Source organism: Roseateles chitinivorans, from assembly GCF_050632145.1.
In the GTDB taxonomy this organism is placed as follows: Bacteria; Pseudomonadota; Gammaproteobacteria; order Burkholderiales; family Burkholderiaceae_C; genus Roseateles; species Roseateles chitinivorans_B.
The window spans coordinates 3845165-3858966 of record NZ_CP192577.1 but is presented as its reverse complement, the minus strand read 5'-3'; the positions used below and the strand labels follow the sequence as shown (position 1 = coordinate 3858966).

General features: G+C 69.4%; 15 protein-coding genes. 5 read left to right on the top strand and 10 right to left on the bottom strand.

Annotation, left to right across the window (positions count from 1 at the left end):
- Nucleotides 1–7: 7 nt before the first annotated feature.
- Nucleotides 8–2089 carry an amidohydrolase family protein gene (locus ACQ86G_RS17750; RefSeq protein ID WP_431256564.1) on the bottom strand — a complete coding sequence of 694 codons (2082 nt, stop codon included), beginning with the start codon at nt 2087–2089 and terminating at the stop codon, nt 8–10.
- The gene (locus ACQ86G_RS17745; protein WP_431256563.1) at nt 2086–3168 is read right to left on the bottom strand and encodes a dipeptidase; all 1083 of its coding nucleotides are present in this window, start codon (nt 3166–3168) and stop codon (nt 2086–2088) included. The genes ACQ86G_RS17750 and ACQ86G_RS17745 overlap by 4 nt, the downstream gene beginning before the upstream one ends.
- A 130-nt stretch (nt 3169–3298) precedes the next feature.
- Between ACQ86G_RS17745 and ACQ86G_RS17740 the strand changes: the two genes are divergently transcribed.
- The gene (locus ACQ86G_RS17740) at nt 3299–3946 is read left to right on the top strand and encodes a TetR/AcrR family transcriptional regulator (RefSeq protein ID WP_431256562.1); all 648 of its coding nucleotides are present in this window, start codon (nt 3299–3301) and stop codon (nt 3944–3946) included.
- Between the two features lie 72 nt (nt 3947–4018).
- Here the strand turns inward: ACQ86G_RS17740 and ACQ86G_RS17735 are convergent, their stop codons facing one another.
- The 5 genes from ACQ86G_RS17735 to ACQ86G_RS17715 all read right to left on the bottom strand — a co-directional run bounded on the left by ACQ86G_RS17735 (nt 4019) and on the right by ACQ86G_RS17715 (nt 8031).
- Nucleotides 4019–4642, bottom strand: coding sequence for a phosphohydrolase (locus tag ACQ86G_RS17735; RefSeq protein ID WP_431256561.1), 624 nt, complete (start codon nt 4640–4642; stop codon nt 4019–4021).
- Between the two features lie 75 nt (nt 4643–4717).
- Complete coding sequence (locus tag ACQ86G_RS17730; RefSeq protein WP_431256560.1) at nt 4718–5185, bottom strand: hypothetical protein; 468 nt, start codon at nt 5183–5185, stop codon at nt 4718–4720.
- A gap of 158 nt (nt 5186–5343) precedes the next feature.
- Complete coding sequence (locus tag ACQ86G_RS17725) at nt 5344–6303, bottom strand: M15 family metallopeptidase (RefSeq protein WP_431256559.1); 960 nt, start codon at nt 6301–6303, stop codon at nt 5344–5346.
- A 273-nt stretch (nt 6304–6576) separates the two neighbouring features.
- Nucleotides 6577–7581, bottom strand: coding sequence for a threo-3-hydroxy-L-aspartate ammonia-lyase (locus ACQ86G_RS17720; protein WP_431256558.1), 1005 nt, complete (start codon nt 7579–7581; stop codon nt 6577–6579).
- Between the two features lie 105 nt (nt 7582–7686).
- Nucleotides 7687–8031 carry a hypothetical protein gene (locus ACQ86G_RS17715; RefSeq protein ID WP_431256557.1) on the bottom strand — a complete coding sequence of 115 codons (345 nt, stop codon included), beginning with the start codon at nt 8029–8031 and terminating at the stop codon, nt 7687–7689.
- A 43-nt stretch (nt 8032–8074) separates the two neighbouring features.
- On the opposite strand from ACQ86G_RS17715, the gene ACQ86G_RS17710 reads away from it, so the two are divergent.
- The 3 genes from ACQ86G_RS17710 to ACQ86G_RS17700 all read left to right on the top strand — a co-directional run bounded on the left by ACQ86G_RS17710 (nt 8075) and on the right by ACQ86G_RS17700 (nt 9895).
- Complete coding sequence (locus ACQ86G_RS17710; protein WP_431256556.1) at nt 8075–8605, top strand: gamma carbonic anhydrase family protein; 531 nt, start codon at nt 8075–8077, stop codon at nt 8603–8605.
- Between the two features lie 54 nt (nt 8606–8659).
- On the top strand, nt 8660–9253 hold the full coding sequence (locus ACQ86G_RS17705) for an alpha-ketoglutarate-dependent dioxygenase AlkB (protein WP_431256555.1): 594 nt from the start codon (nt 8660–8662) through the stop codon (nt 9251–9253).
- 222 nt (nt 9254–9475) lie between these two features.
- Nucleotides 9476–9895, top strand: a complete 420-nt coding sequence (locus ACQ86G_RS17700) for a VOC family protein (RefSeq protein WP_431256554.1) — start codon at nt 9476–9478, stop codon at nt 9893–9895.
- A gap of 38 nt (nt 9896–9933) precedes the next feature.
- On the opposite strand, the gene ACQ86G_RS17695 is transcribed toward ACQ86G_RS17700, so the two are convergent.
- From ACQ86G_RS17695 to ACQ86G_RS17685, 3 genes are all read right to left on the bottom strand, one after another.
- Nucleotides 9934–10311, bottom strand: a complete 378-nt coding sequence (locus ACQ86G_RS17695) for a DUF1801 domain-containing protein (RefSeq protein WP_431261437.1) — start codon at nt 10309–10311, stop codon at nt 9934–9936.
- A 185-nt stretch (nt 10312–10496) separates the two neighbouring features.
- Nucleotides 10497–10910 (bottom strand): VOC family protein, encoded by a 414-nt coding sequence (locus tag ACQ86G_RS17690; RefSeq protein WP_431256553.1) that lies wholly within the window; start codon nt 10908–10910, stop codon nt 10497–10499.
- Nucleotides 10911–10994: 84 nt separating this feature from the next.
- The gene (locus ACQ86G_RS17685; RefSeq protein WP_431256552.1) at nt 10995–11381 is read right to left on the bottom strand and encodes a helix-turn-helix transcriptional regulator; all 387 of its coding nucleotides are present in this window, start codon (nt 11379–11381) and stop codon (nt 10995–10997) included.
- Nucleotides 11382–11533: 152 nt separating this feature from the next.
- On the opposite strand from ACQ86G_RS17685, the gene ACQ86G_RS17680 reads away from it, so the two are divergent.
- Nucleotides 11534–13747 carry an OsmC domain/YcaO domain-containing protein gene (locus ACQ86G_RS17680; RefSeq protein ID WP_431256551.1) on the top strand — a complete coding sequence of 738 codons (2214 nt, stop codon included), beginning with the start codon at nt 11534–11536 and terminating at the stop codon, nt 13745–13747.
- Nucleotides 13748–13802 lie beyond the last annotated feature (55 nt).

Sequence of the window (13802 nt, the reverse complement as noted above, 5' to 3'; positions counted from 1 at the left end):
CCCTGCTTCACTTCGCCATCCCCATCGCCGCCTCGAGCTGCGCCGGATCGAACACCCGTCCCGCCTTGATCGTCTTCACCACCTGGCGCAGCGCGGCGATGTCCTTCAGCGGATCGCCGTCGAGCAGCACCATGTCGGCCTGCTTGCCCGCCGCGATCTCGCCGCGCTGGCCAGCGACGCCCAGCACCTGCGCCGGCGTCAGCGTCGCCAGGCGCAGCACCTCCGCATTGGGGATGCCGGCGCGCACGTAGAGCTCCAGCTCACGGTGCAGCGTGTAGCCCGCGAACGCGTCCGTGCCCGGCATCAGCGTCACGCCGCCGTCGTGCAGTCGCTTGATCAGCTGCAGCAGCCTCGGCAATGCCTGCCGGTACGCCTCCTCCTTGCCCTGCGGCACCGCCACCGCGCCAGACAGCAAGCGCCGCCGCACGATCGGCGGGAAGCGCGCCACCATGCCCTTCAGCGCCGCCGGCGGCTCGCCCGGCGCGCCCGAGTACAGGCCCTCCAGGATCGCGACCGTCGGATCGAGCACCGTGTGCCGGCGCCGCAGCTCCGCGATGAAGCCCGTCACCGGCGCGCTGTCGAGGTCCAGCTGCAGCAGCTTCTCCGCCATCACCGTGTAGCGGTCCTTGCCGCGCGTGTCGGCGACCTCGGGGAAGAAATTCAGCACGATGAAGTTCAGGTGCTGGATCTCGTCCGCGCCGGCGTCGATGAACTGCCCCGCCCGCATGAACGCCGGCACGTGCCCGCTGACGCGCAGCCCTCGCGCATGCGCCATGTCGGCGATGGGGCGCACCAGCTCCGGCTTGAAGGACGAATAGATCTTGATCTGCTCGTAGCCTCGGTCGGCGTACCAGTCGACCGCCTTGCGCGCCTGCTCGACCGTCTCGACGCGCACGTCGGTCGGGCCGGCCAGCGGGCCCACGCCTTCGACGATGCCGGCCTTCACCACGCGCGGGCCGAGCTCGGTGCCGGCGTCGAAACGCTTCACGCGCTCGATCAGCGGAACGTTGTCGTTGGCCATGTCGCGCGCGCTGGTCACGCCGGCGATCAGGTCGAAGACGCCGTCCGTGCCGGAGAAATGCTGGTGCACATCCCACAGGCCCGGCATCAGGAATCGACCCGCGGCGTCGATGACCTCAGTGCCGGCCGGCGCGGGCGCATCGTCGTCCGGCTCGACGCGCACGATGAAGCCGCCGCGCACCAGCACCCGCATGTCCTCGCGCGCGACCAGGTCGCGCGGCTCGAACAGGCGCGCGTGGCGGATCATCAGATCGCCCTGCGGCACGTGCGTCAGCCGCTTCGCGATGTCGGCGGACCAGCGCTTGTCCGCCTCGCGCTGCGCAGCCGTCAGCCGCGCCTGCAGCGGCACGTCGCGCGCTTCCAGCACTTCGAACCAGTCGTCGATGACGGCGGCCGTCTGCTGGCGCTCGTCCAGCCACACCGCCACCGGCGTGAAGTCGATGCCCGAAATCTGATGCAACGTCAGCCGCCGACCGCCCGCCGCGATCGTCGGGCCCTTCGTCAGCGTCGCTTCTCCCGCGGGCAGCAGCGCCAGGCGTTGCCCCGGCGCCTTCAGCAGCGCGCGGGCGAGCACGCCGGTGAACTCGGGCGGCGCGTTCGCCGGCAGGTAGAACGCGCCCGCCTCCGGCCACGCCGCGTTGCCCTGCTCCACACGGTTCTTCCAAGACGCCTTGCCGTCCGCGCGGTCGAAACGCTCGGTGAGCGGAACCTTCCAGTAGTCGTTGCCTTCGGCCTCGTAGCGCAGCGGCAGGCCGCGCGCGTCGAGGGTCCACTTCGCGCGGAGCTGGTCGCCGCGGCCGCGTTCGCTGAAGGCGTAGTCGACCAGCACCTCATCGCCTTGGCGGCTCAGCGCCTGGCGGCCGACGGTCATGCCGTGGATCTGGACCTGCGACAGCAGCGGCTTCGCGCCCGGCAGGACCTGCGGCGCGGGCAAGGCGGCTTGCGCCGCCTGCGCATCGGCGGCGGTCGGCGCCCATTGGCGTTCGAGGTCGTCGTGCGCGCGGGACGCCGGAACCCACAGCACGGCGCACAGGGCCGCCACCCGCGTGATGCGATTCATCGTCGTCATTCCCAGGTCTCCGTCATCAGCCGGCGGAAGTTGCCGTGCAGGATCTTCTCGATGCGAGACGCACGATACCCCCGCACCGACAGCAGGCGCGCAAGTTCCTGATATTGGCCGGGGCCGCACAGGTCCGGCAGGAACAGCCCCACGTCCGCCGTCTCGCCCGGCGCACCGATGCCCAGACTACGCCGCAGCGTGACTTCGTCCTCGAGGTGCTGGCGGTAGGCCGCCATGTCGTCGTGAGGCGTGCTGCCACCGTCCGTGCCGAGGCCGACGTGGTCCTCGCCGCACACGTCGATGGCGTGCGCCAGATGCGCCAGCAGATCCTCGGCGTGCGGCTGCCCGCCCAGGCGCAGGTAAGGCATGAAGTACAGCCCGACGACGCCACCCCGCTCGGCGAGCAGTCGCAACTCCGCATCGCTCTTGTTGCGCGGATGATCGGCGATCGCGCGGCAGCCGGTGTGCGTGATCGCGACCGGACGCGTGGCCAGACGAAGCGCATCCAGGCAGGTGCGCTCGCTGCTGTGGCTCAGGTCGACCAGCACGCGGCGCTGCTGCAGCCGCTCGACGACCTCGGCGCCGAAGGCGCTCAGACCATCGTCGTCCGGCACCGTCGCGCCGCAACCGACCGCGTTGCGGCCGTTGTAGGTCAGCTGGATCACCCGCACGCCGAGGTCCGCGAAGTGGTCGACGGCCGCGACCTCGGTGCCCAGCATCTCCGTGTTCTGGAAACCGTAGATGACACCGATGCGCCCTTCCCGGCGCGCGGCGGCGAGGTCCTCGCCCGTGCGCACCTTCAGCAGCTGCGGATGCGTGTCGATGAAGGCGTCCCAGCCGGCGATGTCGCGCTCCGTCGCGGCGCGCGGATCGTCGCTGCCGGCCACATGGCCCAGCGTGATGTTGACCGCGTAGAGCCCCGACGCCAGCGCGTCGTCCAGCGAGCGCGCATCCACGTCCTGCGCGCTGCTGGCATAGGCCATCGCCAGACGATCGCCGGGAACCGGCTGCGAATGCGGTGCCAATGGCCGGTTCGGATTGTCCAGGACACCGAGGGCGTTCAGGACGGGCAGCAACGGAGGCTTCATGCGCGCGTGGGCACCAGGTGCTTTGAGGGATGATCTCGGCTCGCCCCGGAGTTCCCGGAGTTCAAGGTCGGGATCGACCGACGACCGCGGCCGGCGAGATCGCGGAAAACTCTAGAAGATTATTCTAATCATGCCCACGAAGACCGCCAAGGCCGTCGCGAGGACCGAGCAGGTACTGAAGGCCGCCTACCCGGACGACCGCGCCGAGACCAAGCGGCTGATCCTGGCGCAGGCGCTGTCGGCGTTCAACGCCCGGGGCATCGAGGCCACGACGATCGACGACCTGCGCGCGGCCAGCGGCCAGAGTGTGGGCACGATCTATCACCACTTCAAGAACAAGGAAGGCGTGGTCGCGGCGCTGCTGTTCGCGGCGGTCGACGACCAGAGCCGCGCGATCGCGGCGCGCATCGGCGGACTGGAAGACAGCCATGCGGTGGTCGACGCCTTGATCACCGCGTATGTCGAGTGGATCACCGGGCACGCGGACCTGGCGCGCTTCTACTTCATCGCCCGCGAAGTCGTCGCGGGCGGGCCGTTCGGGGACGACCTGCGAGCGCGGATGGCGACCCGTTATGGCCCGATCGACGCGTGTTTCGCGCGCGACGTGAAGTACGGACGCGTGATGCCGCTGCCGGAGGAACTGATCCCGGCGCTCGTGCTGGGCGCGGCGGAGTGGTACAGCCGCTCGTGGCTGGCGGGGCGCCGGCTGGCGAGCCCGGCGGATCGCGGGGCGATATTGGCCGAGGCCGCCTGGCGGTCGATCGCGCGGCAGATCTGACGGCCGCCACGGCCGCCTCACCGGCGGCTGCGCCGCGTCATTCGGCGCGGCGCTCCTCGTGAGGCCGCGGGGTCAGGTCTCGAGCTGGCGCAGTTCGTCCAGGAATCGTCCCGCCGCGACGTCCGACGGCCAAGGTTCCCACGGCGTGCCGCCGAACATGGCGTGCAGCGGGTCCGCCGCCAGCACCGGATGCGTGATGCCCAGCACCTCGCGCACCTCGCGCTCGGACCATCCGGTGCAGTGCACGGCCTCGGTCGCGGCGGCGGTGCTGTCGGCGCGCTTGTGCGTCGCGTGCGTGTCCGGCGTCCACGCGGGCAGCTGATACCGGACGGCGATCGCCGCCATCAGCCGGTCGCCGACGACGCGGAACGGCTCGCCCAGCACGCGCTTGAGCGGCGAGATGCAGTCGAACCCGAGGAAGCCTTCCTCCGCGTCGTGCAGGAGCTCGGCGCGTTGAAGCGCCGGCGACAGCGGCTCGCCGCCCTCTTGCGCCCACTGCCGGCGCAGCGCGAGCACCAGCAGCGAATGCTGCGCGACGGACAGCGGCCAGGGCCAGACGGATTCACCGCCCCAGCGGTAGGTGCGCGCCAGGCGCAGCGCGAGGTCCTCGTCGGTCCAGGCGTCGGGGGACGGATTGATCAGGTCGAGCGCCGCCCCGGAGGGCAGGCGGATCCAGGCACGGGGGCTGTCGGTCATGCGATCGACTGTAGCGAGCGCTGCGGCACCCGCTGTCAGCAGGGACGGCCGCAGCGGCCGTCGCGCGTCCGGCGTTCAGTCCATCTGCTCGCGCAGGGCCTTGGCCTTGGCGCGGTAGAACTTCGCCGAGGCGGCGTTGCCGGCCTTCTCGAAGCGGTCGGCGACCGAGGTCGCCGCCTTCGCCGCTTCGTCGAAGGCCTGGATGAACACCTGGCGGTCTTCGCTGGGCACGAGCTTGCCCTGCTCGAAGCGGCCGGCCATGTAGCCCTGGTCGGGGATGTCGACGACGCCCAGCGCCAGTTCGCCCTTGGCCACGCGGCCGAGGAAGATGCGCTTCACGGCGGCGCCCTGCTGCTCCTTGAGCACGCCCAGGCCGTCGGCCTTGTCGGCGGCGCAGGCGCCGTCCCAGCGCGCCGATCCCGCAGCCCAGCCGTCGGGCAGCGTGGCCACGTTGCAGGCGGCCAGCGTGGGCTGGCAGGCGGCGGTCATCACCAGGCCCGACAGGGCCAGCAGGCGGAAGGCGGAGATCAGGCGGAGCTTCATGACGACGAGTATCCATGCGGCGACGCGCACCGGTGGGCGCGCGTCGCGGAGATTGAAACAACGGGTGTCGCGGCACGCGACACCGTCAGCGGCCGGCACCGGCAACCAGGATCGGCGACCGAGGCCCCCGGTCGAGCCGCGGCCCGGGCGGGATTGGCTCAGACCAGGCGCGGCGCCCACTGGGCGACCAGCGAGCGGCTGGCCTCGAAGTGCATCGCGTCCTCGGTGCGGAACGCGGCGCCCCAGTACCAGCCGTGGCGGTTGAAGATCGGCGCGATCAGCGTGAGGCCGACCTGCACCTTGCTGTCGCCGCGACGGTCCAGCACGCCGTTGAGCGTCAGGTCGATCGCCGTGCCCCACGAATGGTTGGAGATGCCGGTGGTCGAGCCGCGGATGTTGCGGCAGCAGAGCATGCCGGCGGTGCCGAGCGCCGCATAGACGGCGGGCTGCTCCTTGCGGATGTCTTCCATCACCGCGGCGAGGCTGTCGACGGCCAGGTCCAGGCCGGTCGCCCGGAAAGGCCCCACCGACTTCGACACGATGTGCTTCTTCAGCTTCTCGTTGGTCAGCGGCTGGCAGTCCTGCGAGTACGAGTGGCGCGGCTGGCCCAGCGACTGGACCATGTAGGACGAGGACACGGCCACGAGGCCGGGGTTCATCGTGTGCGCGTCGGGACGCGGCACCAGCGTGGTCAGCAGGGCGCGGGCGCTGCCGGAATCGCCGCTGGCCGCGACGTTCTGGGGCGTCGCCGCGGAGGTGCTGCCGGCGCTGGTGGCCGGGGCGGCCGTGTGCGTGGCGGCGGGTCGCGAGGCGGCCGCCGGACGGGAGGCTGCAGCCGGCGCCACGCGGGCGGCCGGCGAGGCAGCGTGTGCCCCGGCGGCCGGAGCGGCCGCGCTGAGGCGCTTCAGGGTGCTGCCGTTGGGATCGACGCGCCCGTCGGGCTTGCTCATGAAACCGCGCTGGAAGCGCAGGATGCCGTCGACCGTCAGCGGGCCGCACAGGCCGTCGACGCGCCCGCGATAGAGCTGGCGGGCCGTCAGCAGACGCTGTACGGATTCGACGTCGGCCTTGCGGTTCTTGCCGGCGGCGCCGACGGAATCGATGAGATGAGCTTGCACGCGAGGATCCCCTTGCTGTCGAAATCGGATGGCGGATGCATTCTGGGCATCGGCCTCCGACGGCGACATTGACCAAGGTCACCTCCACGGCGTCGCGTCCCTCGCAGCTGTGACGGGCGGTAACGCAGAGCGCCCGGACGGCGCCGGCGTTCCGCGCCTGGACGTCCGCTCTGGCCGCCTGATCCGGCCGCCTGATCCGGCCCTCCGTTGCGACGGTCCATGCAGACCGTCCGTTCAGGCCATGTGCTCAGGCCATTCGCTCAGGCCATGTGCTCAGGCCGCCGCGGCGGCGCCGACCAGCTCGCAGAAGCGCGCCATGTCGACGTTGCCGCCGCTGATCACGATGCCGACGCGCTGGCCCTTCAACTGGTCCTTCATCGCCTTCGCGGCGGCGAAGCCCAGGCAGCCGGTCGGCTCGACCAGCATCTTCATCCGCGACGCGAAGAAGCCCATGGCGTCGACCAGCGCCGTGTCGGTGGCGGTCAGGACGTCGTCCACGTGCTGGCGGATCAGCGCAAAGGTGATGTCGCCGAGGTGCGGCGTCTGCGCGCCGTCGGCGATCGTGCGGGGCGTGTCGATGGTGACGATCGCGCCGCTGCGGAACGACTGCTGACCGTCGTTGCCCGCCTCGGGCTCGACGCCGTACAGCCGGGCCTTGGGCGACAGCGCGCGGGTCGACAGCGCCGTGCCCGACAGCAGCCCGCCGCCGCCCAGCGGCGCGAAGACGGCGTCGAGCGCGCCGACCTCGTCGAACAGCTCCTTGGCAGCAGTGCCCTGCCCCGTCAGCACGTCGGGATGGTCGAACGGCGGGATCAGGGTCAGGCCGTGCTTCTCGGCCAGGTCGCGGCCGATCTGCTGGCGGTCCTCGGTGTAGCGGTCGTAAAGGACGACCTGACCGCCGTAGCCGCGCGTCGCGGTGATCTTGGCGGCGGGCGCGTCCTCGGGCATCACGATGGTCGCCGGCATGCCGAGGATGCGCGCCGACAGCGCGATCGCCTGCGCATGGTTGCCCGACGAGAACGCGACCACGCCGAAGCGGCGCTGTTCCGGCGTGAAGCGCGACAGCGCGTTGAACCCGCCGCGGAACTTGAACGCGCCCATGCGCTGGAAGTTCTCGCACTTGAAGAAGACCTGCGCGCCGAACAGCTCGTCGACGGTGCGCGAGGTCAGCACCGGCGTGCGATGCGCGTGGCCCTCGATGCGGCGGGCGGCGGCCTCGACGTCGGCGTAGGTCGGAAGGGCCACGGGCGCGGCGGCGGGGTGGGACGTGGCGCTCATCTCTGCTCCTGAACGAAGGGCGGCGCCATCATGCCGCAGGGCTGTATCGGAACAGTGCCGGGCGCGCCATTCAGCCCGCCTTCAGCCCGCGGTTCAGCCCGCGGTTCAGGCCTGCCAGACCCCGTACCCCGCCTCGCGCAGGCCGATGGCGAGTTCGACCTCCATCTCCCGCGCGGCCTCGTAGGGCATCGGGTTGTAGACCTCGTACAGCTGCGGCAGCAGGCGCAGGCCGTAGTCGAAGACGAAGCGGTTGGACTGGATGCCGGCCTTGTGCTTGTCGAAGCGCAGGTCGGGATCGAGCCCCGTCATGCCGACATAGACGAAAGGCATGCCGAGGCGGTAGTCCGGATTCGACTTGCGGAAGCGCGGCTCGTTCCAGACCTGGTCGGCGAGCTCGACGACGTAGACGTAGTGGTGGTGGCGCTTCTCGCGCGGCGTCGCTTTCTTCACCGCGACAATGGCCTTCTTCTTCCGCTGTCCGCCCTCGCCCGCCATGCCGCTGTCCCCTTACCTCGATACCGCCCCGGTGCTCGCCGAGCGCGTCTTCGTCCATGACTCCGCCCAGGTGATCGGCGACGTGACCCTCGGCCCCGACAGCTCGGTCTGGTGCAACGCGGTGCTGCGGGGCGACGTGAACCGCATTGTGATCGGCGCCGGCACCAACGTGCAGGACCTGACCATGGGCCATGTCTCGCACAAGAACCCGAAGAAGCCGGAAGGCTCGCCGCTGATCATCGGCGACCACGTGACGATCGGGCACTCGGTCATCCTGCACGGCTGCCGCATCGGCAACGAGTGCCTGATCGGCATGGGCAGCATCGTCATGGACGACGTGGTCATCGAGGACCGCGTGATGCTGGGCGCCGGCAGCCTGGTGTCGCCGGGCAAGGTGCTCAAGAGCGGCCACCTCTACATGGGGCGGCCGGCGATGCCCGTGCGCGAACTGACCGCCGACGAGATCGCCTACCTGAAGTACTCCGCCGAGCATTACATCCGGGTGAAGGACAACTACCTGCGAGGCTGAGCGGCTTCTCCGCATCGCCGCCTCCCCGCGCCTGTGCGCGACGCACCGTTCGCCATGGACCAGTCCCGCCTCTTCGACGACCTCGACCCGCCCGCCGACGCGCTGCCCGAAGGCATGGCGTATCGCTCGGGCTTCCTGTCCTCGGACGAGGAAGGCGCGCTGATCGCGTTGATCCGTTCGCTGCCGCTGGAGGCCGCGCAATACAAGGAATACACCGCGCGGCGCCGCGTCGTCAGCTACGGCGGCAGCTTCGACTACGACACCAACCGGCTGCGTCCTGCGCAGGCGCTCATCGAGGACCTGCAGCCGCTGCGGCGCCGCGTCGCGGCGTGGGCGGGCATCGCGCCGGAAGCGCTCGTGCACGCGCTGGTCGCCGAGTACTCGCCCGGCACGCCGCTGGGCTGGCATCGCGACGTGCCCGATTTCGAAGAGGTCTTCGGCGTGTCGCTGGGCGCGCCCGCGACGCTGCGCTTCCGTCCCTACCCGCCCGACGCGCCCAGGCGCGCCGACGTCATCAAGGTGAGCGTCGAGCCGCGATCGATCTACGCGCTGCGAGGTCCGGCACGTTGGGCGTGGCAGCACAGCGTCGCGCCGGTGGAACGGCTGCGCTGGTCGATCACGTTCCGCACCGCGCGGCGGGACCGATGACAACGACCGTCCAGTCGATGAAGACGATCATCCGCTGATCGCACGTCGAGTTCTCCGGTCTTCTCGGCGAGCTTGACCACGCTCGCGCAGCGCCACTACGATGGCAACCGCTCCGCAGTCATCACGACCTGCATCGGGCCGTAAGCGTTTACGTCAGCCAACGCGCAACCCCACTGGCATTCCGACGCCTCAGCGTCATGCCGGCTTGCGCACAGGCATTCCATGACCACGCATACCACCACGGTCCGTTCCACGCTCAACCATCTGAGCTTCCCCTCCCACGACGTCCCCGCGACCGCTGCGTTCTTCGAGCAGTTCCTCGGCTTTGCCGTGCTCGCGATGGGCAGCAGCCGCGTCGTGAAGAAGGACGCCCTCGACATCGTCATCGAGGACGGCCGCGATCGCGACATCACCTGGCCCGGCAACTTCCACATCGGCGTCGAGGTGTCGACGATGGCCGACCTCCAGCGCATCCACGCCGACATGGTCGGCGCGGGTGTGCCCATGGAGACCGAGCTCATCTCGCATGCGCGCGGCTCGCGCTTCTTCTGCTGGATGCCGGGGAAGCTGATGCTCGAAGTCAACACCCGCGAGGACGCGGCGCCGGAGTTCCGCAGGACCTTCGCGAGCCAGCAGGGCTGAAGCGCAAAGACTGAAGTCGACGTCCCGAGCCGGTGGCCTCAAGCCGCCGGCCTGGCCTTCTTCGGCTTCGCCGCCCCGTCGTTCAGCGCCGCGGCCGCCTGGAACAGCGCCTTCAGCGCCGCTTCGTCGATCTTCTCGCCCTTGCGGATGTCGATCGCGCGGCGCGCGTTGCCGTCGAGGCTCGAGTTGAACAGCTTGCCCGGATCCGCCAGCTTCGCGCCCTTCGCGAAGGTCATCTTCACGACGTCCTTGTAGGTCTCGCCGGTGCAGATCTGGCCGTTGCGCTCGAACACGGGCGTGCCGCGCCACTTCCACGTCTCCTCGACGCCCGGCACCGCCTCCTTCATCAACTTGCGCAGCCGCGCGAGCATCTCGCCGCGCCAGTCGCCGAGCTCCTCGATGCGGGCATCGATCATCTTGGAAGCGTTCACACCAGGGACGTGGTCGTCGCTCGGCGCGGCACTTCGGAAGGTGCTCTTGGCGGCCGGCTTGACCGTCTTCTTCGCCACGTACGTCGCGGCGTGCTTGGCGGAGGTCTTCGCGACGCCGGTGGAGGGCTTCTTCTTCGGATCGGTGGTGCTGGGCATGCGGGTCTCCGGGGTCAGTTCTTGAGCTGCTGGATACGGATCATGTTCCCCGCCGGGTCGCGCACACCGAAGTCACGCACGCCGTAGGGCTGGTCGATGGGTTCCTGCACGATCTCGGCGTCCCGCGACTGCAGGCGCTGGAAGGTCTCGTCCAGGTCCTTCGCGCCCAGCAGAAGCATCGCGTACGTGCCCTTGGCCATCATCTCGGCGATGGTGCGCTTCTCCTCGTCGGTGAGGCCGGGCGTGGCGTTCGGCGGGAACAGGACGATGGACGTGTCCGGCCTGCCCTTGGGCCCGATCGTGATCCAGCGGTTGCCGCCGAAGGCCACGTCCTTGCGGATCTCGAAGTCCAACCCGTCGCGGTAGAAGGCCAGCGATTCCTCGGCGTCCGTGTGCGGCAGGAAGGTCGAGTGGATGGTGATGTCCATGTCTGTCTCCAGATGAGTGATTCCAGGTGTTGTCAGAGGGCTTGGCGGCCGTCGCCGCCCAGGTCCGGATCCTTGGAACGCAGTCTAGGGGGACGATTTCTCCGGCGCTTCTCGATTCCTGATCGGACGCGTCACCTGTTTGGCCACGCAGGACGGCAGGCCTTCCGCGTCCGCCGCGGAGTCGCGGCGGTAGACGCTGGGCGGCACGCCGACCAGCTCGGTGAAACGCGTACTGAAGGTGCCGAGCGACGAGCAGCCGACCTCGAAGCAGATCTCCGTGACGCTGAGGTCGCCGCGACGCAGCAGCGCCATGGCGCGCTCGATGCGGCGCGTCATCAGGTAGGCGTAGACGGACTCGCCGTAGGCGAGCCGGAACTGCCGGCTCAGATGGCCGGCCGACATGCCGATGCCCTGCGCGAGCGCGTCGACGTCCAGCGGCTGGGCGTATTCGCGGTCGATGCGGTCGCGCACGCGCCGCAGGCGCGCAAGGTCGCGCAGGCGGGTGCCGGGGGGCCCGGAGTCTCGGGAGCGCTCATCCGGACATCCTATCCGCCGGCCCCGGCTCCCCAGGGTCGCGGATGCCGCCCGCGATAATGCTGGATAACCCGCACAAGAGTCCCCGCATGGAAATCAAGGTCAACTTTCTCGACAAGCTCCGCCTGGAAGCCAAGTTCGATGATTTCACGGTCATCGCCGACCAGCCCATCCGCTACAAGGGCGACGGCTCGGCGCCGGGTCCGTTCGACTATTTCCTGGCCTCCTCGGCCCTGTGCGCGGCCTACTTCGTCAAGCTGTACTGCGTCACCCGCGACATCCCGACCGAGCACATCCGCCTCTCGCAGAACAACATCGTCGACCCGGAGAACCGCTACCAGCAGATCTTCAAGATCCAGGTCGAGCTGCCGGCGGACATCTCCGAGAAGGACCGCCTGGGCATCCTGCGCTCCATCGACCGCTGCACGGTCAAGAAGGTGGTGCAGGCCGGGCCGGAGTTCATCATCGAAGAGGTCGAGAACCTCGACGCCGACGCGCAGGCCCTGCTGACGCTGAATCCGGACTCGGACGCGGCGACCTACATCCCGGGCAAGGACCTGCCGCTGGAGCAGACCATCGCCAACATGACGGCGATCCTGGCCAACCTGGGCATCAAGATCGAGATCGCCTCCTGGCGCAACCTGGTGCCCAACGTGTGGTCGCTGCACATCCGCGACGCGCACTCGCCGATGTGCTTCACCAACGGCAAGGGCGCCACCAAGGAAAGCGCGCTGGCGTCGGCCCTCGGCGAATACATCGAGCGCCTGAACAACAACCACTTCTACGCGGGCGTGTTCTGGGGCGAGGACATCGCCGACGCGCCCTTCGTGCATTACCCGGACGAGCGCTGGTTCCAGCCCGGCCCGGACGATGCGCTCCCTGAAGGACTCCTCGACGAGCGCTGCCTCGCCTGGTACGACCCCGACGGCGAGCTGCGCGCCTCGCACCTGATCGACACCAACTCCGGCAACGTGGCGCGCGGCATCTGCGCGCTGCCGTATGTGCGGCGCTCCGACGGCGCGACGGTCTACTTCCCGTCCAACCTCGTCGAGAACCTGTACGTCAGCAACGGCATGAGCGCCGGCAACACGCTGGCCGAGGCGCAGGTGCAATGCCTGTCCGAGATCTTCGAACGCGCCGTCAAGCGCGAGATCCTGGAAGGCGAGATCGCCCTCCCCGACGTGCCGCAGGCCGTGCTCGACAAGTACCCCGGCATCGTGGCCGGCATCCGCAGCCTGGAGGAACAGGGTTTCCCGGTGCTGGTGAAGGACGCGTCGCTGGGCGGCGTCTACCCGGTGATGTGCGTGACGCTGATGAACCCGAAGACCGGCGGCGTGTTCGCCTCGTTCGGGGCGCACCCCAGCCTCCAGGTCGCGCTGGAGCGCAGCCTGACGGAACTGCTGCAGGGCCGCAGCTTCGAAGGCCTGAACGACCTGCCCCGGCCCACCTTCGCCAGCAACGCCGTCACCGAGCCCAACAACTTCGTCGAGCATTTCATCGACTCCAGCGGCATCGTGTCGTGGCGCTTCTTCAGCGCCAAGGCCGATCACGCGTTCGTCGAATGGGACTTCTCCGGCCAGGGCGCCGACTCGAACGCCGAGGAAGCCGCCACGCTGTTCGGCATCCTCGAGGACATGGGCAAGGAGTCGTACATGGCCGTGTACGACCAGTTGGGCGCGACGGCCTGCCGCATCCTGGTGCCGGACTACTCGGAGATCTATCCGGTCGAGGACCTGATCTGGGACAACACCAACCAGGCCTTGGCCTTCCGTGCCGACATCCTCAACCTGCACCGGCTCGACGATGACCAACTGGCCGCGCTGCTGGAGCGCCTCGAGGACAGCGAGCTCGACGACTACACCGACATCGCCACGCTGATCGGCATCGACTTCGACGAGAACACGGCCTGGGGTCAGTTGACGCTCCAGGAACTGAAGCTGCTGATCCATCTCGCGCTGGGGCAGCTCGAGGAGGCGCAGGAACTGGTCGGCGCCTTCCTCCAGTACAACGAGAACACGGTCGATCGCGGCCTGTTCTACCAGGCCGTGAACGTGGTGCTGGAAGTGCTGCTGGACGACGAGCTGGAACTGGACGACTACGTCGCCAACTTCCGCCGCATGTTCGGCGACGAGCGCATGGACGCCGTGCTCGGGTCCGCCGACGGCAGCGTGCGCTTCTACGGCCTGACGCCGACCAGCATGAAGCTGGAGGGCCTCGACCGGCATCACCGCCTGATCGACAGCTACCGCAAGCTGCACGTGGCGCGGGCCGCGGCAGCCGCCCGCAAGAGCTCGGCGGGCTGACATACGGGGTCCATCCCGGGCATCCACTCCGGGTTTTCCCTGAACGATCCTAGGG

Bases quoted from the DNA above. Each gene is read 5' to 3' on its own strand.
- ACQ86G_RS17720 (WP_431256558.1), bottom strand. From the start codon at position 7,581: ATGAGCGCCACGTCCCACCCCGCCGCCGCGCCCGTGGCCCTTCCGACC.
- ACQ86G_RS17705 (WP_431256555.1), top strand. From the start codon at position 8,660: ATGGACCAGTCCCGCCTCTTCGACGACCTCGACCCGCCCGCCGACGCG.
- ACQ86G_RS17680 (WP_431256551.1), top strand. From the start codon at position 11,534: ATGGAAATCAAGGTCAACTTTCTCGACAAGCTCCGCCTGGAAGCCAAG.
- ACQ86G_RS17750 (WP_431256564.1), bottom strand. From the start codon at position 2,089: ATGACGACGATGAATCGCATCACGCGGGTGGCGGCCCTGTGCGCCGTG.
- ACQ86G_RS17710 (WP_431256556.1), top strand. From the start codon at position 8,075: ATGCCGCTGTCCCCTTACCTCGATACCGCCCCGGTGCTCGCCGAGCGC.
- ACQ86G_RS17735 (WP_431256561.1), bottom strand. From the start codon at position 4,642: ATGACCGACAGCCCCCGTGCCTGGATCCGCCTGCCCTCCGGGGCGGCG.
- ACQ86G_RS17700 (WP_431256554.1), top strand. From the start codon at position 9,476: ATGACCACGCATACCACCACGGTCCGTTCCACGCTCAACCATCTGAGC.
- ACQ86G_RS17695 (WP_431261437.1), bottom strand. From the start codon at position 10,311: ATGATCGATGCCCGCATCGAGGAGCTCGGCGACTGGCGCGGCGAGATG.
- ACQ86G_RS17730 (WP_431256560.1), bottom strand. From the start codon at position 5,185: ATGAAGCTCCGCCTGATCTCCGCCTTCCGCCTGCTGGCCCTGTCGGGC.
- ACQ86G_RS17690 (WP_431256553.1), bottom strand. From the start codon at position 10,910: ATGGACATCACCATCCACTCGACCTTCCTGCCGCACACGGACGCCGAG.
- ACQ86G_RS17745 (WP_431256563.1), bottom strand. From the start codon at position 3,168: ATGAAGCCTCCGTTGCTGCCCGTCCTGAACGCCCTCGGTGTCCTGGAC.
- ACQ86G_RS17740 (WP_431256562.1), top strand. From the start codon at position 3,299: ATGCCCACGAAGACCGCCAAGGCCGTCGCGAGGACCGAGCAGGTACTG.